The following is a 17,617-nucleotide window of genomic DNA, read 5'->3' on the forward strand; positions in this document are numbered from 1 at the left end:
TTTTCCGATTGTCGCGTTTAACCCTTGAACGCTCCGTCAACCAGACGAGGGCCAGACGTCTCGAGGATTCCTCATGTCGCACAAAACCAAAGCTGTATTTCTGGCCATGGCCGTGACGCTTTCACTGTCCGGTTGCGTTGTCGAAACTGTGCACCCACGCCGCCCTCCACCACCGGTTGAAGTGGTCCCGGTCATGCCCGCTCCCGGCGCACAATGGGTGGGCGGACATTATCGCTGGGCTGGCAACGCCTGGCTGTGGGTGCCGGGACACTGGCGCCGTTACTGAGTACGCTGCGCCGTGCTGACAGCGCCGTGCTAGCATCCCGAACCTGTCGACACCTACCAGGCAAGGGGCCAACGCAATGCTGAAACAGCACACATTCGCCGCGTTTCTATTCGACATGGATGGCACGCTGACCAATTCCATCGCCGCCGCCGAGCGGGTCTGGAGCCAGTGGGCGCAAAGCAAGGGGCTGGATGTCGAGGCGCTGTTGGCCAACATTCACGGCGTGCGCTGCATCGACACCCTTCGTCGCCTGGACCTGCCGGGTGTCGATCCAGAGCGCGAGGCAGCGTTGCTGGCACAGGCTGAAACGGATGACGTCGAAGGGGTGGTGTCCATAGAAGGTGCAGCGGCGTTTCTCGCCGCCTTGCCCACCGATCGCTGGGCAGTGGTGACGTCTGCCCCACGGTTGTTGGCAGAGCGTCGAATTCAGGCCGCTGGATTGCCGCTGCCCGCAGTCATGGTCGCCGCCGAAGACGTCGAGCAGGGAAAACCGGCGCCGGACTGTTTCCAGCTCGCCGCCCGCAAGCTCGGTGTAAAGCCTGAAGATTGCCTGGTGTTCGAAGACGCCCCCGCAGGCATCGCAGCGGCCGAGGCCGCTGGCGCGCACGTCATGGTGATCACCGCGACACACAGGCGCGCGCTTGAAACCGCTCACGCATCGCTGCTCAGCTACGACCAATATGGCGTAACCGCCAACGCGCACGGCTGGCTGACATTGCACCCCCGCTAAATCTGTCTCCACGCAGAACATCGACGCAAGCCCGGCGGCGTTTCGCCGGGCGATGAATCAATCGATCAGTTGAGCCGCACGCAGGGCGCCGAGCGCTTCGAGCCAGCGGGGTTGCTGGCGGTATTCCGTCGTTGCCAGGCCCCGCCCACGCATTCTGGCGATACGGGCATGAGGCGTGACTTTCATACGCTGCGCAGCACTCAACGCCAACTCGGCCGCTGCGCGGTCATTGCACACCAGCCCCATGTCGCAACCCGCCGTCAGTGCGGCTTCGATTCGGCTCGCGGCATCGCCCACCACATGCGCCCCGGCCATCGAAAGATCATCACTGAAAATCACGCCATCAAAGCCCAGCTCTCCGCGCAGAATGTCCTGCAACCAGCGACGGGAAAAACCGGCAGGCTGGTTGTCGACTTGCGGGTAGATGACGTGAGCGGGCATGACCGCCGCCAATTGCTTGCTCAAACGCGCAAACGGCACCAGATCATTGGCGCGAATCACCTCCAGACTGCGCTCGTCGTTGGGAATCGCCACATGAGAGTCTGCCTCGGCCCAGCCATGACCGGGAAAGTGCTTGCCAGTGGCCGCCATTCCGGCCTCATTCATACCTTTGATGAACGCACCTGCCAGGCGCGCCGCACGCTGCGGATCGGCTTCGAACGAGCGGCTGCCCACCACCGCACTGCGTTGGTAATCCAGGTCAAGCACAGGCGCAAAACTGAGGTCCAGCCCTACCGCCAACACTTCAGTTGCCATCAGCCAGCCGCATTGCTCGGCAAGGTGCTCGGCATTGGGGTTGTCGGCGATGGCACGCATGGCGGGCAAGCGCACAAAACCCTGACGCAAGCGCTGCACCCGCCCGCCCTCCTGATCGACCGCCAGCAACAGATCAGGGCGAATCGCGCGGATAGACGCACTCAATTCACGCACCTGCCGAGGGCTTTCGATGTTGCGGGCGAAAATGATCAGGCCGCCCACTTCGGGGTGACGCAGAAACTGACGGTCTTCGGACGTCAGCCAGGTACCGGCGATGTCCACCATCAGGGAGCCTTGCAGGCCAGAACTCATAAGGAAGATCCTTCAACAACCATTGCTCAGAGCGGCATGGTGCGGGATCGAGGGGTGCGATGCAAATGCGCTGCCCCCCTGAAGGGCAAATCAGACTTTGGCGGCCGCTGCGGGCGCAGTGCTCTTGTTGCGCGGCTTGAGCTGTGCGCTGATCATGGCAGCATCCGTCACACCGGTTTCGGCGCGCATGCCTGCCGCCAGAAACGGCACCATCAGGCGCATGACCTGCTCGATGGACGTGTTCACGCCGAAATCGGTCTCGGCAATCGCGCGCAGTGCCTTGATACCGGACATACTGAATGCGGCCGCACCCAGCATGAAGTGCACGCGCCAGAACAGTTCGATGGGCGGAATACGCGGCGCCGCTTCGTTGACCAGCAACATGTAGCGACGGAAGACCTTGCCGTACATGTCTTCCAGATAACGACGCAAGTGACCCTGGCTCTGGCTGAACGCCAAGCCCAGGAGGCGCATGAAAATGGACAGATCATTGCCGCTGCGAGGCTGTACGACCAAGGCCTGTTCGACAAGCATTTCCAGCAATTCTTCCAGCGTGGGTTTGTGCTCGGGCCTGGCCTGACGGCGTTCAAGCTCCTTGTCGAGACTGGCACAGAACGGGCCGAGGAAACGGGAGAAGACAGCCTGAATCAACGCCTTCTTCGAACCGAAGTGGTAGTTGACCGCAGCCAGATTGACCGACGCCTTGCTGGTGATCAGCCGCAACGATGTTTCCGCAAAACCCTTTTCCGCGAAAAGCTGCTCCGCAGCATCGAGAATTCGTTCAACTGTTTCGGACTGAGCCATGGTTATTCGCCTGACAAACACTTGTTTGAAACATACGTTTCAGCCGACCGCCTGTCAACCCTGGCTGTTCGCTTTCTGTCTGATCAGTCACGGCATTTAACCATAGAAATCACGGCTTATAGCCATTCCCATGATTTGCCGCGAGGGCATTCATTCCCGGTTGCGCGGGATGGACTTGAAAAGGAGGATTGCCAAGTCACGATCACTGTATATAATTCCAGTCACTGTATAAAAAGACAGAGCGATTCACATGATCAAACTGACGTCACGCCAAGCCGAAATCCTGGACTTCATCAAACGCTGCCTGGAAGACAACGGCTACCCGCCTACCCGCGCGGAAATCGCTCAGGAACTCGGATTCAAATCCCCCAACGCCGCCGAAGAGCACCTCAAGGCGCTCGCTCGCAAGGGCGCCATCGAAATGACCCCGGGCGCCTCCCGTGGCATTCGCATTCCCGGCTTCGAAGCCAAGACCGAGGAAAGCGGCCTGCCGATCATTGGCCGGGTCGCCGCGGGTGCACCGATTCTCGCGCAGCAGCACGTCGAGGAATCTCTGGCGATCAACCCGGCCTTCTTTCATCCAAGTGCCGACTACCTGTTGCGCGTCCACGGCATGAGCATGAAGGACGTCGGCATTCTCGACGGCGACCTGCTGGCCGTCCACACCACCCGCGAAGCCCGCAACGGCCAGATTGTCGTCGCACGGATTGGCGACGAAGTCACCGTCAAACGCTTCAAGCGCGAAGGCAGCAAGGTCTGGCTGATCGCCGAGAATCCTGAATTCGCGCCTATCGAAGTCAATCTGAAAGAGCAGGATCTGGTCATTGAAGGGTTGAGCGTCGGCGTGATTCGCCGCTAAGGAGAACGTTTATGCAGTTCCCACAGACACCGCAACAACACGCACAACTGCCGCTGTTCGATGCATTCATGATGCCCCGCGCACAGCTACTGGACACCCCTCTTCGCCAGATCCCGGTGCTTGACGACATCGTCGAAGCGCCTTGGAGCAATGAGCCTGAGGTCTTCAGTGAATTGTCATTGCGCGGTGCGGCGGGGAACTGCCTGAACCTGCTGGCACCCATCCTGCGCGACCTGAGCGAAGGTCGAAGCGATCGCTGGCTGACCCTGATTGCCCCACCCACCAGCGTGACTCAAGCATGGCTGAGGGACGCAGGCCTGAACCGGGAACGCATTATCCTGATGCACCCGCGGGGCACCCAAACCGCACTGGAATTGACACGCGAAGCCCTGCGACTGGGCCGCAGCCACACCGTGGTCAGCTGGGTCAATCCGATTTCAGGCAGTGCGAAGCAGCAACTCATCAATGCGGCGCGAGCGGGTGACGCGCAAAGCTTGAACATTCGCCTGGGCTGATTCAGCCAGGCGACACACAGGGCAAAGACGACAGAAAGCGGGGCTTCTGCGTGATAGAGAAGCCGCCAGACAGGTAATACGAGACTGATCCATAAAGGATCAATGCAGGACGCGAGGCCCCTCTTCTTCTTTGGTCAGTTCGCCTTCAGCCAGACGACCGGCCATTTGCACACCCACACTGAGCATCGCCTTGGCGACTTCAACGTGTTGGCCTTGCAGAAATGCCTTGGCATCCTCGGAGAAATTCAAGGTCACCAGAGACCCTTCATCCTCGGCACGGCGCAACTCGATGCGGCCGTCAGGCAGTTCGACAATTTCCAGAAAAGAGGTTGGCATCAGGACAGTTCTCCACGAAAGGCGCGCAGTATAACAGCCTGATGACACATGCCCTAGACCTCGCTCGAAATGCCCTGACGCCCGGTGATGCGATATCCGGAACGCCTCAGCACTCACTCAGCCCTTCACGAAAGCGGATCGCCAGGCCCTTGAGCTGCTGTCGCCAGCTTTCCATTTCTTCGCGGGTCAGTGCCGGCTCGGCTTCGTCCTCGACACCCACCGCGATGATCAGCGGCTGCGTCACGTCACCTTTTGGCTTCTTCGGTGCGCGAGGCGGCTGAAAAAGCGCGTTGTAGGACGCCAGCAATTGCGCAAGCCAGGTTTCACGCTGCCCGGCCAATTCGACCAGTTCAGCCATTTCTGGAATGGCAATCGCCTCCAGCACCTTGGGCGTCAGCAGGTCTTCAGCCCGAGGCGTCGTCGCTTGAGGCAGACGGTAGAAACCGGCAATTTCGTGGCACAACCCCAACAGCGCGCCATACAAATGGAACACAGCGGACTCGCGCTCCGCTTGCACAAGGCCTTGCGCGTTCATGGCGGTGCTGGTGGACGCCTTGGCCATGGCTTCAAGGGCAAGACCTGCGAAAAACAGCTTCTGGTTGGTGCGGGTATAGAGTTCGTGAGCCATGACTTGTGGCCTCCCCATCAATGAATGTGAACGAGCACGCCAGGCAAAAAAAATCCCTCGATGCACAGGACAGCCACCGAGGGATTCTTTTAACGCAAAGCGCCTTCGCTTGCCAGCCGCTTTCTGTGCGGCATCAGGCGATCAACGCTTGTCTTCGACCTTCCAGGTGCCGCCATCGTAGAACGCACGCCAGCCGGTAGGCTTGCCATCCACCTCGGTCTGTACATATTGCTCTTTGGACTTGCGGCTGTAGCGGATCACCGCTGGACGGCCATCCGGGTCCTTCTGTGGCGCTTCGCACAGGAAGTGGTACTTCGGATCGATCTCGGACTTGTGCGGCACGATTTCCAGCACCAACGGAGCGCGGGTTTCGCGGTTTTTCGGGAACTGACTGGCGGCCAGGAACAACCCCGAGGCACCGTCACGCAGGATGTAGGTGTCGTCGACCTTCTCGCACTTGAGCTCCGGCATCTTGACCGGGTCCATCTTCGGCGGCGCCGCCTCGCCATTTTTGAGCAGCTTGCGGGTGTTCTTGCAATTGGTGCAGCCGAAGAATTTGCCGAAACGGCCGGTCTTGAGCTGCATTTCGCCGCCACACTTGTCGCACTCGACGCTCGGGCCTTCGTAGCCCTTGATGCGATAGCTGCCCTCTTCGATTTCGTAGCCTGCGCAATCAGGATTATTACCGCAGATGTGCAGCTTGCGCTTCTCGTCCAGCAGATAAGCGTCCATCGCCGTGCTGCAGATTGGGCAGCGATGCTTGCCACGCAACACGCGGGACTCCGATTCGCCCTCGTCATCTTCAGCAATTTCATCGCCTGGCGTCAGGTTGACCGTAGCCTTGCAACGCTCTTTCGGTGGCAGGCTGTAGCCCGAGCAGCCGAGGAACACACCAGTGGACGCCGTCCGAATCTGCATTGGGCGACCACAGACCTTGCACGGAATGTCGGTCATCACCGGCTCGTTGGCACGCATGCCGCCGCCCGCCACCTCGGCCACTTCCAGCTTCTTCTTGAAGTCGCCGTAGAATTCGTCGAGTACGTTTTTCCAGTCACGCTCGCCCTGGGCCACATCGTCGAGGTTCTCTTCCATCCCGGCAGTGAAGCCGTAGTCCATCAGGTTGGAGAAGCTTTCGGACAGGCGCTCGGTGACGATGTCGCCCATTTTTTCCGAGTAGAAGCGGCGGTTGTGCAGCGCCACGTAGCCACGGTCCTGAATGGTCGAGATGATCGCCGCATAGGTCGATGGACGGCCGATTCCGCGCTTTTCCATCTCTTTCACCAGGCTCGCTTCCGAGTAACGCGCAGGCGGCTTGGTGAAGTGCTGGCTCGGATCGAGCTTGATCAGTTTCAGCGTCTCGCCCTGGGCCATTTCCGGCAACACAGCGTCATCGCCTGGCTTGCTCATTTGTGGCAGCACACGGGTGTAGCCATCGAACTTCAGAATACGGCCCTTGGCGCGCAGCTCGAACTCGCTCGCCGCAACGCTGACAGTGGTCGACAGGTATTGCGCAGGTGGCATCTGGCAGGCCACGAACTGGCGCCAGATCAAGTCGTACAGACGCTCGGCGTCACGCTCCATCCCCGACAGCTTGCTCGGGTGGGTGTTGACGTCGGAGGGACGAATCGCTTCGTGGGCCTCTTGTGCGCCTTCCTTGCTGCTGTAGACGTTCGGCGAGTCCGGCAGGTATTTTTTGCCGAACTCGTTCTCGATGTAGGCGCGGGCCATGGCCACCGCGTCGGCCGACAGGTTGGTCGAGTCGGTACGCATGTAAGTGATGTAGCCCGCCTCATAAAGACGCTGAGCCATCATCATGGTTTTCTTCACGCCGAAGCCCAGACGATTGCTCGCCGCCTGCTGCAACGTAGAGGTGATGAACGGTGCCGACGGCTTGCTGCTGGTCGGTTTGTCCTCACGCTTGGCGACGCTGTAGGACGACGCCTTGAGCTTCTCCAGCGCTGCCATGGCCTGGGCTTCGTTCAGTGGCTTGAACGCTTCGCCGTTCTCGCGGGCGACCTCGAAGCGCACATTGGCGCCCTTGGAGGTGCCCAGATCGGCGTGAACTTCCCAATATTCCTCGGGGATGAACGCACGAATCTCGCGCTCACGCTCGACCACCAGCTTCACGGCAACCGACTGCACACGACCCGCAGACAGACCACGGGCGATCTTCTGCCACAGCAGCGGCGAAACCATGTAGCCCACGACGCGGTCCAGGAAGCGGCGGGCCTGCTGGGCGTTGACCCGGGCGATGTCCAGCTCTCCCGGCTTGGAGAAGGCTTCCTGGATAGCTTTCTTGGTGATTTCGTTGAACACCACACGTTTGTAGCGCTCGTCGTCACCGCCAATGGCTTCCCGCAGGTGCCAGGCAATGGCCTCCCCTTCGCGGTCCAAGTCCGTTGCGAGATAGATGGTGTCAGCGTCTTTGGCGAGACGGCGCAGCTCGTCGATCACCTTCTCCTTGCCGGGAAGGATTTCGTACTTGGCTTTCCAGCCGTGCTCGGGGTCGACGCCCATGCGCGCCACCAGTTGGCGTTTGGCTTTTTCCTTGGCCGACAATGCAGGCGCTTCGGAAGCCGTCTTGCCCTTCTTGGCGGCGGGCTCTTTGGCAGCGCCAGCCGAACCGCTGGTAGGCAGGTCTCGGATATGGCCGATACTCGACTTCACCACGTACTGGCTGCCCAGGTACTTGTTGATGGTCTTGGCCTTAGCCGGGGATTCCACAATGACCAGCGATTTGCCCATGGATCGGAAAATTCCTAATGCAAGAAAAAAAGACGTTGGAGCCGTCGAGGCCCCGCTATATATAGTGGCTACAAGGTGAGGTCAAGCAGAGGCTACTGCAAGGTCTCGCCTCACGACCGTGAAAAAAGGTCAGGTTCGGCCTGCACCAAAGCAAAGCGCGGCACTTGCTCGCCGTCAACCTCGACCGACTCCAGAAACATGCTCAGCGGGCGCACCCACAGCCCGAATTCGCCATACAGGGCCTGATAGAACACCACTGCCTCTTCAGTCTCGGAATGCTTCGCGACACCGAAAACACGGTACTCGGGGCCTTTGTAGTGACGATAGAGACCTGGCTGTAACTGCATGCTGCGGACCTCACGGATTACGCTTAAAAAAACTTTCAAAAAACGTTTCCCGACAAAAACGAAAGCCGGGGCACGTGGCCCCGGCTTGAACACTCACACCGATCAAACGCGTTCGAAGACGGTGGAAATGCCCTGACCCAAGCCAATGCACATGGTGGCTACACCCAGGGTGCCGCCCTTCTGCTTCATGACGTTGAGCAGCGTGCCGGAAATGCGCGCCCCCGAGCAACCGAACGGGTGACCCAACGCAATCGCGCCGCCGTGCAGGTTAACCTTCTGGTCCATCTTGTCGAGCACTTTCAAATCTTTCAGCACTGGCAGCGCCTGCGCCGCGAAGGCTTCATTGAGCTCGAAGTAGTCGATGTCGTTAATGCTCAAACCCGCGCGCTTGAGCGCTTTCTGGGTCGCCGGAACCGGACCGTACCCCATGATCGCAGGGTCGACACCCGCCACCGCCATGGAGCGAATCACCGCCATCGGCTGAATGCCCAGATCCATCGCCCGCTGGCCCGACATCACGATCATGCAGGAAGCGCCGTCGGTGATCTGCGACGATGTACCCGCCGTCACGGTGCCACCTTTGGGGTTGAACGCCGGCTTCAACGTCGCCAGGCTTTCCAGCGAAGTCTCGGGACGAATGGTTTCGTCGTAGTCGAACATCTTCAGGAAGCCGTTCTCGTCATACCCTTGCATAGGGATGATTTCGTCCTTGAAGTTGCCTTCCACGGTGGCCTGGTGCGCCAGACGGTGCGAGCGAACGCCGAATGCATCCTGTGCTTCACGGGTGATGCCGTGCATCTTGCCGAGCATTTCGGCGGTCAGGCCCATCATGCCCGAAGCCTTGGCCGCATACAGCGACAGGTGCGGGTTCGGATCGACGCCATGCATCATGCCTACGTGGCCCATGTGCTCGACGCCGCCAATGACGAAAACGTCACCGTTGTTGCTCATGATCGCCTGAGCCGCAGTGTGCAACGCGCTCATGGACGAACCGCACAGACGGCTGACGGTCTGGGCCGCCGAGGTGTGCGGGATCTGGGTCATCAACGACGCCATGCGCGCGATGTTCCAGCCTTGCTCCAGCGTCTGGTTGACGCAGCCCCAGATCACGTCCTCGACTTCAGCCGGGTCGACCTTGGAGTTGCGCTCCAGCAGTTTGCTGATCAGATGCGCCGACATGTCTTCGGCACGGGTGTTACGGTGCATGCCACCCTTGGAGCGGCCCATCGGTGTGCGACCGAAGTCGACAATCACGACGTCTCTCGGATTCAAGCTCATATTCTCACCTGTTCGTTGGGCACTTAACCGAAGAAGCGCTGGCCGTTCTTGGCCATTTCACGCAGCTTCGCAGTGGGGTGGTACAAAGCGCCCAAATCAGCGTATTGGTCAGCCAGGGCAACGAATTCAGCCACACCGATCGAGTCGATGTAGCGCAGCGCACCGCCGCGGAACGGAGGGAAACCGATGCCGTAGATCAGGCCCATGTCGGCCTCGGCCGCCGTCTCGACGATGCCGTCTTCCAGGCAGCGCACGGTTTCCAGGCACAGCGGGATCATCATCCAGTTGATGATGTCGTCATCGCTGACTTCACGCTGCTCGTAGATGACCGGCTTGAGCACTTCCAGCACGGAAGCGTCGACGACTTTCTTCGGCTTGCCCTTCTTGTCGGTCTCGTAAACGTAGAAGCCTTTGCCGTTCTTCTGGCCCAGGCGGTTGGCGTCATACAGCGCGTCAACGGCGGAGCGACGGTCGTCTTTCATGCGGTCCGGGAAGCCCTCGGCCATGACGTCACGACCGTGGTGGCCGGTGTCGATGCCGACCACGTCCATCAGGTATGCCGGGCCCATTGGCCAGCCGAACTTCTCCATGACCTTGTCGATGCGCACGAAGTCCACACCCGCGCTGACCAGCTTGGCGAAGCCGCCGAAGTACGGGAACAGGATGCGGTTGACCAAAAAGCCCGGGCAGTCATTGACCACGATCGGGTTCTTGCCCATTTTCTTGGCGTAGGCCACGGTGGTCGCGACCGCGACTTCGCTGGACTTCTCACCACGGATCACTTCGACCAGCGGCATCATGTGCACCGGGTTGAAGAAGTGCATGCCGACGAAGTTCTCAGGCCGCTTGAGTGCCTTGGCCAGCAGGCTGATGGAGATGGTCGAGGTGTTCGAGGCCAGAATGGTGTCTTCCCCCACCTGCCCTTCCACTTCGGCCAATACGGCCTGTTTGACTTTCGGGTTCTCGACCACCGCTTCGACCACCAGATCCGCGTGAGCAAAGTCACCGTAGGACAGAGTCGGACGGATCGCGCTCAGCGCTTCGGCCATCTTCGCCGGGGTCAGGCGACCTTTTTCGACGCGTTTGCCCAGCAGTTTCGACGCTTCGCTCAGACCCAGTTGGATGGCCTCTTCACGAATGTCCTTCATCAGGATCGGCGTGCCTTTTACCGCCGACTGATAGGCGATACCGCCACCCATGATGCCGGCGCCCAACACGGCAGCCTGCTTCACGTCCTTGGCGACTTCGTCATACTTCTTGGCTTTCTTTTTCAGTTCCTGATCGTTCAGGAACAGGCCGATCAGACTTTCGGCAGCCGAAGTCTTGGCCATTTTCACGAAGCCCGCTGCTTCGACTTCCAGCGCCTTGTCGCGACCGAAGTTGGCGGCTTTCTGGATGGTCTTGATCGCTTCGACCGGCGCCGGGTAGTTCGGGCCTGCCTGACCGGCGACGAAACCTTTGGCGGTTTCGAAAGCCATCATCTGCTCGATGGCGTTGAGTTTCAGCTTGTCCAGCTTCGGCTGACGCTTGGCCTTGAAGTCGAACTCGCCGGAAATGGCGCGTTTGATCAGGTCCAGTGCAGCGTCCTGCAGTTTCTCCGGCACGACCACCGCATCGACAGCGCCCACTTTCAGGGCGTCTTCGGCGCGATTGTCTTTACCCGACGCGATCCATTCGACAGCGTTGTCGACGCCAATCAGACGCGGCAGGCGCACGGTGCCGCCGAAACCCGGGTAGATGCCCAGCTTGACTTCCGGCAGGCCGATCTTGGCTTCGGTGGACATGACGCGGAAATCCGCTGCCAGACACATCTCCAGACCGCCACCCAGCGCGATGCCGTTGATGGCCACCAGAGTCGGCACGTTCAGGTCTTCGAAGTCACTGAAGATCTTGTTCGCTTCAAGGTTACCGGCGATCAGCTCGGCGTCCGGCAGCTTGAAGTTATCGACGAATTCGGTGATGTCGGCGCCGACGATGAACACGTCTTTGCCGCTGGTGACGATGACGCCCTTGATCGAGGCGTCGGCCTTGATGGCGTCGACCGCCTGGCGCAGGTCGTTGAGGGTGAGGCGGTTGAACTTGTTGACGGACTCACCCTTGAGGTCGAATTTCAATTCGACGATGCCACTTTCAAGAGCCTTAACCGTGATGGCTTTACCTTCGTAAATCATCAACTGATCTCCACGATATGGAAGCTGAACAATACGCGTCAGACGCTGAAATCCGGCGCAAATCACGACGTTTTCGTGGTTGCGAACACCAAACGCCAGTTACCCCGTCGACGCGATTCGAGCGTCTGTCAGAGCATTCCTACGGCAAACACTCAATTCATACGCCCGTTTGATTTGGGTGCGCCTACCTTCTGCCATATTCCAGCAATTGTCAATTCGCCCGACAGCGGACAAAACCGGCAAATCACAGGTAAAAGACACATTTGATAAACGACCATTCAGCAAAATGATCACGTTCAATGAATGAAGGGATGACTAAACACGTAAAGCGACGACCGGTGCGCAAATACCGAAAAAAATCGGGATCCACAGCAGACAAATGCACCAATAAGGTCTACATTCACCGCACTGCGCATCAAGACGGGTCGTTTTCGGTTTTTGGAGTGAAACGAATTTGAGCGTTCTTTTGCGGTGTTGCACCGCAAAACGTCACGAATGAAGCGCTAACAGAATTACGGCCTGCCTGGCCAACCCCCAGCCCGATGTTGTTATCGGGCTTTTTAATGCCTGCGATTTGATGTGAGCGCCTTGTTCCGATTTAGGCCAGGGCTTTCAGCACCACGGCAACGCGTTGCAACACTTCTTCATTGCCCCGCTCGGCCCAGTACAGCGCCAGCATCTGCTGGCTGGCTTCGATTTTATAGACGTCCGCAGGCAACGTCTGAAAATGGCCCAGCAACCGAGCATCCTCACAGGGTTCACGCCATTGATTGACCCAGGTTCCTGGCGTCGTTTGCCAATAAGTCCACTTATCAGGGTCGCGCCGGCTGCGGGGCCGATGATATTGGGCGCAAGGGCTGGGAGGCTCGACGGGTAGCCAGTGCGGCCACTCTTGGGGCATCAGTTGCATGGCCAGCCCCATGCGCCGTGCGGCCAGACGAATCGCCATCCGGCCGCTCTGGGATCGAGATGGGCGCAGCCATACCAGAGGACTCAGTACCACCGCAATGATTGACAGCACTATCCACACCGTCATATGTCTATGCCCCTGTCGCGGGGAGCGACGAGCGAAACATGACGGCGTGCCATGAGGCGCGTGAAAAGAGCCATAATCAAAATCATCGCAGACCTCAGAAGGAACATCCCATGTCCTATGAACATATTCTGGTTGCCGTGGACCTCACTGAAGAGTGCGATCCGGTCATCAAGAAGGCCATGAATCTGGCCCTGGGCACCAACGCCAAACTGTCGCTGGTGCATATCGTCGAGCCCATGGCCATGGCCTTTGGCGGCGACGTGCCGATGGACCTGTCGCAATTGCAACAACAGCAATTCGACCAAGCCAAGGAAAAGCTGGAGGCCCTGAAACTCAAATACCCGGAAGTGAAAACCGGTGACAGCCACCTGACCTACGGCCAGCCGCGCCAGGAAATCCATCAACTGGCCAAGGAGCACAAGGTCGATCTGATCGTCGTGGGCAGCCATGGCCGTCACGGCCTGTCGCTGCTGCTGGGCTCCACCGCCAATGACGTGCTGCATGGCGCACCGTGTGACGTATTGGCGGTACGACTGGTTAAGCGCGCCGAGTAAGTAGCCGCCCGATCCATCGCAAGCCGTGCACTTGGTGTGGGAGCCGGCTTGCGGGCGAAAGCGGTGCTTCAGCTACCGGCCACGTAACTGATTCACCGCTTTCGCCACCAAGGCGGCTCCCACAGAAATCGAGCCAGATCCAGGGATTGTGTTCGACGCCGAACCTTGCAGGAGCCGACTTGCTGGCGCATGCAAGGATTACGGCCGACCTGATCCGTTACTCGTCGAGTTCAGCCCAACGCTCGACCAGCGCATCCAGCTCTTTGTTCAACTGCTCAAGAGAAGCCAGCACCTGAGTGGTTTCAGCCGCAGGGCGCTGATAGAAGCCCGGATTGGCAATGTCGGCCTGAACCGCTGCGATCTGTTGCTCTTTGGCATCGATCTCACCCGGCAACGCTTCCAGCTCTCGTTGCAGCTTATAACTGAGTTTCTTTTTCGCCGCCGGAGCAGCTTCCTGAACCGGCGCAGGCGCAGCGGCCACCGGCTCGACAATCGCTGAATTCAGGTCAGCCTTGCCGGATTTGCTTTCCGTCACCCCCAGCAAACGCGGCGAGCCGCCCTGACGCAGCCAGTCCTGATAACCGCCGACGTATTCACGCACCTTACCCTCGCCTTCGAACACCAGCGTGCTGGTGACCACGTTGTCGAGAAACGCCCGGTCGTGGCTGACCATCAGCACGGTGCCTTTGAAGTTCGACAACACTTCTTCGAGCAGTTCGAGGGTTTCGACGTCCAGATCGTTGGTCGGCTCGTCGAGTACCAGCAGGTTGGCGGGCTTGCTAAACAGCTTGGCCAGCAGCAAACGGGCGCGCTCACCGCCGGACAGCGCCTTGACCGGAGTACGGGCACGCTGAGGGCTGAACAGGAAATCGCCCAGATAGCTCAATACATGGCGGTTCTGACCGTCGATCTCGATGAAGTCCCGACCTTCGGAAATGTTGTCGATGACGGTCTTTTCCAGGTCCAGTTGATGGCGCAACTGGTCGAAATAGGCCACTTCCAGGTTGGTACCGACCTCAACGGTGCCCGAGGTCGGCTGGAGGTTGTCCAGCATCAGTTTGAGCAGCGTGGTCTTGCCCGTGCCGTTGGCCCCCAGCAGACCGATGCGGTCCTCACGCTGCAGGACCATGGAAAAATCCTTGATCAACGTCGGGCCACCCGGGTGCGCGAAGCTGACGTTTTCCAGCACCATCACCTGCTTGCCGGACTTTTCGGCGGTGTCCAGCTGAATGTTCGCCTTGCCAGTGCGTTCACGACGCTGGCTGCGCTCGACACGCAGCGCCTTGAGGGCACGTACCCGGCCTTCGTTGCGGGTCCGGCGAGCCTTGATGCCCTGGCGGATCCACACTTCTTCCTGCGCCAGACGCTTGTCGAACAGCGCGTTGGCCGTTTCTTCGGCGGCCAGCGCGGCTTCCTTGTGCACCAGGAAACTGGCGTAATCGCCGTTCCAGTCGATCAAGCCGCCGCGGTCCAGCTCAAGAATGCGCGTGGCCAGGTTTTGCAGGAAAGAGCGGTCGTGGGTAATGAACAGCACCGCCCCCTGGAAATCTTTCAATGCTTCTTCGAGCCAGGCGATGGCGCCGATGTCCAGGTGGTTGGTCGGTTCGTCGAGCAGCAGCAGGTCAGGCTCGGCGACCAATGCCTGGGCCAGCAGCACGCGACGACGCCAACCACCGGAGAGGTCGGCCAGGGTCTTGTCGGCGGGCAACTGCAGACGGCTCAGGGTGCTTTCGACCAGTTGCTGCAGGCGCCAGCCGTCACGGGCTTCGAGGTCCGACTGCACGTGCATCAGTTTGTCGAGGTCTTCGGCGGTAACGATGTTCTGGCTCAGGTGGTGGTACTCGGCGAGCAAGGCGCCCACGCCATCCAGACCTTCGGCCACGACATCGAATACGGTACGGCCATCGGCTACGGGCAACTCCTGTGGCAGTTCACCGATTTTCAGGCCCGGCGCACGCCAGACGCTGCCGTCATCGGGCAACTGCACACCCTTGACCAGTTTCAGCATGCTGGACTTGCCGGTGCCGTTACGACCGATGATGCACACCCGCTCACCACGGGCGATCTGCCAGGACACCTTGTCCAACAACGGCATGGCGCCGAACGCAAGGGACACATCGCTTAATTTGAGCAGGGTCATGAGCTTCTCCAAAAACCGGGCGCGCATTCTACCTGAGATGTGTGAGGTATGGCTTTGGATTATTACTCTGATGCCAACCACAACGGTTTGTATCCATCTATGACAACCAACAAGCGAGCCCTTTCACCCCGCGCAGGCAACACGCTAAGCTAGCGGCACTTTTCACCGTTCATCTGCACGGAAGTCTCATGCGCAGTCGTTTGTTCAGCCTTTTGTCCTGCCTGCTTCTGTCGGCCACCGCTGCCCAGTCCGTCCAAGCGGTCGATGTCACCACCCAACGTCAATATTACGATCAAGCCAAACGTGCGCTGGCCAAAGGCGATACCGGCCCCTATCGGATGTACGCCTCGGCCCTGGCCGATTATCCACTGGAACCTTATCTGGCCTACGACGAGTTGACCGCTCGTCTGAACACTGCCAGCAACGACGAAGTTCAGAAATTTCTGGCCGCGCACGGCGACCTGCCGCAGGCCAATTTCATGAAATTGCGTTGGTTGCGCCTGCTGGCTTCCCGTGGCGATTGGCAGCCATTCGTCCAGTATTACGACCCGAAACTCAATTTCACCGAGCTGGATTGCCTCTATGGCACCTACCAGCTCAGCCACAATATGCGCTCTGAAGGTTACGCCAACGCCGAAAAGCTCTGGATGACCGGCAAGACCCTGCCGACCGCCTGCGACACCCTGTTCACCCAATGGGCGGTTGAGGGTCAGCTCACCGAGCAGAAACGCTGGCAGCGCGCCAAACTGGCCGCTCAGGCGCGCAACTACGCGCTGGCCAATCAACTGGTCAACAGCATGACCACCCTCGCCCCTCAGGGTCGCTTGCTGATCGCGGTCGCGCAGAAGCCGGAAATGGTCAACAACCAGGGCCAGTTCATGCCCGCTGACGAGGCAATGTCCGATGTGGTGGGACTGGGCCTGCGACGCCTGGCCAAACAGGACCCGCAACGGGCGATGGAGCTGCTGGACAGCTACGCCCCCGTGCTGCATTTCTCCCATGAAGAACAGGTGCAGATCGCCAAGGAAATCGGCCTGACCCTGGCGCGCAGCTACGACGACCGCGCCCTTGAAGTCATGACCAAATACGACCCTGACTTGAAGGACAACACCGTCACCGAATGGCGCCTGCGCCTGTTGCTGCGCCTTGGCCGATGGGGCGATGCCTACGAGCTGACCCGCCGACTGCCGCAGGACTTGGTCACCACCAACCGCTGGCGTTATTGGCAGGCCCGTGCGCTGGAGCTGTCGCAACCGAACAACCCACAGGTGCCAGCGCTGTACCGCGCGGTCTCCAAGGAGCGTGATTTCTACGGTTTCCTCGCCGCTGATCGCACGCAGACCCCTTACATGCTCAACAACAAACCACTGATGCTGAGCCAGGCGACGATCAACAAAGTGCGCAACACCCCAGGCGTGCGCCGGGCGCTGGAGTTTTACCAGCGCGGCGAAGTGGTGAACGGTCGTCGCGAGTGGTACCACGTCACCCGCCACTTCACCCGCGATGAAATGGTGGCTCAGGCGAAACTGGCCTACGACATGGGCTGGTACTTCCCGGCCATTCGTACCATCAGCCAGGCGCAGTACTGGGACGATCTGGACATTCGATTCCCGATGGCTCACCGCGACACGCTGGTGCGCGAAGCACAGATTCGCGGTCTGCATTCGAGCTGGGTGTTTGCCATCACCCGTCAGGAAAGCGCGTTCATGGACGACGCCCGCTCCAGCGTCGGTGCCAGCGGCCTGATGCAATTGATGCCAGCCACTGCCAAAGAGACCGCCCGCAAGTTCAGCATTCCGCTGGCCTCCCCCGCCCAGGTGCTTAACCCGGACACCAACATCCAGTTGGGTGCGGCGTACCTGAGCCAGATCCACGGCCAGTTCAACGGCAACCGCGTGCTGGCGTCAGCGGCCTACAACGCCGGGCCAGGCCGGGTCCGCCAGTGGCTCAAGGGCGCGAACCACTTGGCGTTCGACGTCTGGGTCGAAAGCATCCCGTTCGACGAAACCCGCCAGTATGTGCAGAACGTGCTGTCTTACGCAGTGATCTACGGCCAGAAGCTCAACGCACCACAGCCGCTGGTGGATTGGCATGAACGGTTTTTCGATGATCTGTAAGGA

16 protein-coding genes are annotated in these 17,617 nt (G+C 59.7%); 6 read left to right on the forward strand and 10 right to left on the reverse strand.

What is annotated here, in order from left to right; all coding sequences use genetic code 11:
* Positions 1-73 precede the first annotated feature (73 nt).
* Together ACI2KB_RS00830 and ACI2KB_RS00835 are read left to right on the forward strand one after the other, a co-directional pair.
* Positions 74-286, forward strand: coding sequence for a hypothetical protein (locus tag ACI2KB_RS00830; RefSeq protein ID WP_404630457.1), 213 nt, complete (start codon positions 74-76; stop codon positions 284-286).
* Between the two features lie 76 nt (positions 287-362).
* Positions 363-1,016 carry an HAD-IA family hydrolase gene (locus ACI2KB_RS00835; protein WP_404630459.1) on the forward strand — a complete coding sequence of 218 codons (654 nt, stop codon included), beginning with the start codon at positions 363-365 and terminating at the stop codon, positions 1,014-1,016.
* Between the two features lie 57 nt (positions 1,017-1,073).
* On the opposite strand, the gene nagZ is transcribed toward ACI2KB_RS00835, so the two are convergent.
* Both nagZ and ACI2KB_RS00845 read right to left on the reverse strand, forming a co-directional pair.
* Positions 1,074-2,072 (reverse strand): beta-N-acetylhexosaminidase, encoded by a 999-nt coding sequence (gene nagZ / locus ACI2KB_RS00840; RefSeq protein ID WP_404631690.1) that lies wholly within the window; start codon positions 2,070-2,072, stop codon positions 1,074-1,076.
* A 102-nt stretch (positions 2,073-2,174) separates the two neighbouring features.
* On the reverse strand, positions 2,175-2,888 hold the full coding sequence (locus ACI2KB_RS00845) for a TetR family transcriptional regulator (RefSeq protein WP_404630461.1): 714 nt from the start codon (positions 2,886-2,888) through the stop codon (positions 2,175-2,177).
* 250 nt (positions 2,889-3,138) lie between these two features.
* Between ACI2KB_RS00845 and lexA the strand changes: the two genes are divergently transcribed.
* A complete protein-coding gene (gene lexA, locus ACI2KB_RS00850) occupies positions 3,139-3,747 on the forward strand; it encodes a transcriptional repressor LexA (RefSeq protein WP_404630463.1) in 609 nt (202 codons plus the stop codon).
* A gap of 11 nt (positions 3,748-3,758) precedes the next feature.
* Positions 3,759-4,262: an SOS-induced cell division inhibitor SulA gene (gene sulA, locus ACI2KB_RS00855; protein WP_404630465.1), complete on the forward strand. Its 504-nt coding sequence runs from the start codon at positions 3,759-3,761 to the stop codon at positions 4,260-4,262.
* Between the two features lie 99 nt (positions 4,263-4,361).
* Here the strand turns inward: sulA and ACI2KB_RS00860 are convergent, their stop codons facing one another.
* From ACI2KB_RS00860 to ACI2KB_RS00890, 7 genes are all read right to left on the reverse strand, one after another.
* Complete coding sequence (locus ACI2KB_RS00860; protein ID WP_093467610.1) at positions 4,362-4,598, reverse strand: hypothetical protein; 237 nt, start codon at positions 4,596-4,598, stop codon at positions 4,362-4,364.
* A gap of 106 nt (positions 4,599-4,704) precedes the next feature.
* Positions 4,705-5,226, reverse strand: coding sequence for a DUF6586 family protein (locus ACI2KB_RS00865; RefSeq protein WP_404630467.1), 522 nt, complete (start codon positions 5,224-5,226; stop codon positions 4,705-4,707).
* 141 nt (positions 5,227-5,367) lie between these two features.
* Complete coding sequence (gene topA / locus ACI2KB_RS00870) at positions 5,368-7,971, reverse strand: type I DNA topoisomerase (protein WP_404630469.1); 2,604 nt, start codon at positions 7,969-7,971, stop codon at positions 5,368-5,370.
* Positions 7,972-8,081: 110 nt separating this feature from the next.
* On the reverse strand, positions 8,082-8,318 hold the full coding sequence (locus ACI2KB_RS00875; protein WP_404630471.1) for a DUF1653 domain-containing protein: 237 nt from the start codon (positions 8,316-8,318) through the stop codon (positions 8,082-8,084).
* 102 nt (positions 8,319-8,420) lie between these two features.
* Positions 8,421-9,596, reverse strand: a complete 1,176-nt coding sequence (gene fadA, locus ACI2KB_RS00880; RefSeq protein WP_404630473.1) for an acetyl-CoA C-acyltransferase FadA — start codon at positions 9,594-9,596, stop codon at positions 8,421-8,423.
* 23 nt (positions 9,597-9,619) lie between these two features.
* Positions 9,620-11,767: a fatty acid oxidation complex subunit alpha FadB gene (fadB, locus tag ACI2KB_RS00885; RefSeq protein ID WP_404630475.1), complete on the reverse strand. Its 2,148-nt coding sequence runs from the start codon at positions 11,765-11,767 to the stop codon at positions 9,620-9,622.
* Positions 11,768-12,365: 598 nt separating this feature from the next.
* Positions 12,366-12,803 (reverse strand): hypothetical protein, encoded by a 438-nt coding sequence (locus tag ACI2KB_RS00890; protein WP_404630477.1) that lies wholly within the window; start codon positions 12,801-12,803, stop codon positions 12,366-12,368.
* Positions 12,804-12,913: 110 nt separating this feature from the next.
* Here ACI2KB_RS00890 and ACI2KB_RS00895 point away from each other — a divergent pair, with 110 nt between their 5' ends.
* On the forward strand, positions 12,914-13,357 hold the full coding sequence (locus ACI2KB_RS00895; RefSeq protein WP_404630479.1) for a universal stress protein: 444 nt from the start codon (positions 12,914-12,916) through the stop codon (positions 13,355-13,357).
* A gap of 217 nt (positions 13,358-13,574) precedes the next feature.
* Here ACI2KB_RS00895 and ACI2KB_RS00900 read toward each other — a convergent pair whose 3' ends face one another.
* Positions 13,575-15,497, reverse strand: coding sequence for an ATP-binding cassette domain-containing protein (locus ACI2KB_RS00900; protein ID WP_404630481.1), 1,923 nt, complete (start codon positions 15,495-15,497; stop codon positions 13,575-13,577).
* A gap of 188 nt (positions 15,498-15,685) precedes the next feature.
* Between ACI2KB_RS00900 and ACI2KB_RS00905 the strand changes: the two genes are divergently transcribed.
* The gene (locus tag ACI2KB_RS00905; RefSeq protein WP_404630483.1) at positions 15,686-17,614 is read left to right on the forward strand and encodes a transglycosylase SLT domain-containing protein; all 1,929 of its coding nucleotides are present in this window, start codon (positions 15,686-15,688) and stop codon (positions 17,612-17,614) included.
* The last annotated feature ends 3 nt before the right edge of the window (positions 17,615-17,617 follow it).

Origin of the sequence: Pseudomonas sp. NPDC088444 (assembly GCF_044900175.1) — a bacterium.
Lineage (GTDB): Bacteria > Pseudomonadota > Gammaproteobacteria > Pseudomonadales > Pseudomonadaceae > Aquipseudomonas.

What these genes read in the sequence shown, in the direction of transcription:
- ACI2KB_RS00830 (WP_404630457.1), top strand. Translation starts at nt 74, where the DNA reads ATGTCGCACAAAACCAAAGCTGTATTTCTGGCCATGGCCGTGACGCTT.
- ACI2KB_RS00835 (WP_404630459.1), top strand. Translation starts at nt 363, where the DNA reads ATGCTGAAACAGCACACATTCGCCGCGTTTCTATTCGACATGGATGGC.
- ACI2KB_RS00845 (WP_404630461.1), bottom strand. Translation starts at nt 2,888, where the DNA reads ATGGCTCAGTCCGAAACAGTTGAACGAATTCTCGATGCTGCGGAGCAG.
- lexA (WP_404630463.1), top strand. Translation starts at nt 3,139, where the DNA reads ATGATCAAACTGACGTCACGCCAAGCCGAAATCCTGGACTTCATCAAA.
- sulA (WP_404630465.1), top strand. Translation starts at nt 3,759, where the DNA reads ATGCAGTTCCCACAGACACCGCAACAACACGCACAACTGCCGCTGTTC.
- ACI2KB_RS00860 (WP_093467610.1), bottom strand. Translation starts at nt 4,598, where the DNA reads ATGCCAACCTCTTTTCTGGAAATTGTCGAACTGCCTGACGGCCGCATC.
- ACI2KB_RS00865 (WP_404630467.1), bottom strand. Translation starts at nt 5,226, where the DNA reads ATGGCTCACGAACTCTATACCCGCACCAACCAGAAGCTGTTTTTCGCA.
- topA (WP_404630469.1), bottom strand. Translation starts at nt 7,971, where the DNA reads ATGGGCAAATCGCTGGTCATTGTGGAATCCCCGGCTAAGGCCAAGACC.
- ACI2KB_RS00875 (WP_404630471.1), bottom strand. Translation starts at nt 8,318, where the DNA reads ATGCAGTTACAGCCAGGTCTCTATCGTCACTACAAAGGCCCCGAGTAC.
- fadA (WP_404630473.1), bottom strand. Translation starts at nt 9,596, where the DNA reads ATGAGCTTGAATCCGAGAGACGTCGTGATTGTCGACTTCGGTCGCACA.
- fadB (WP_404630475.1), bottom strand. Translation starts at nt 11,767, where the DNA reads ATGATTTACGAAGGTAAAGCCATCACGGTTAAGGCTCTTGAAAGTGGC.
- ACI2KB_RS00890 (WP_404630477.1), bottom strand. Translation starts at nt 12,803, where the DNA reads ATGACGGTGTGGATAGTGCTGTCAATCATTGCGGTGGTACTGAGTCCT.
- ACI2KB_RS00895 (WP_404630479.1), top strand. Translation starts at nt 12,914, where the DNA reads ATGTCCTATGAACATATTCTGGTTGCCGTGGACCTCACTGAAGAGTGC.
- ACI2KB_RS00900 (WP_404630481.1), bottom strand. Translation starts at nt 15,497, where the DNA reads ATGACCCTGCTCAAATTAAGCGATGTGTCCCTTGCGTTCGGCGCCATG.
- ACI2KB_RS00905 (WP_404630483.1), top strand. Translation starts at nt 15,686, where the DNA reads ATGCGCAGTCGTTTGTTCAGCCTTTTGTCCTGCCTGCTTCTGTCGGCC.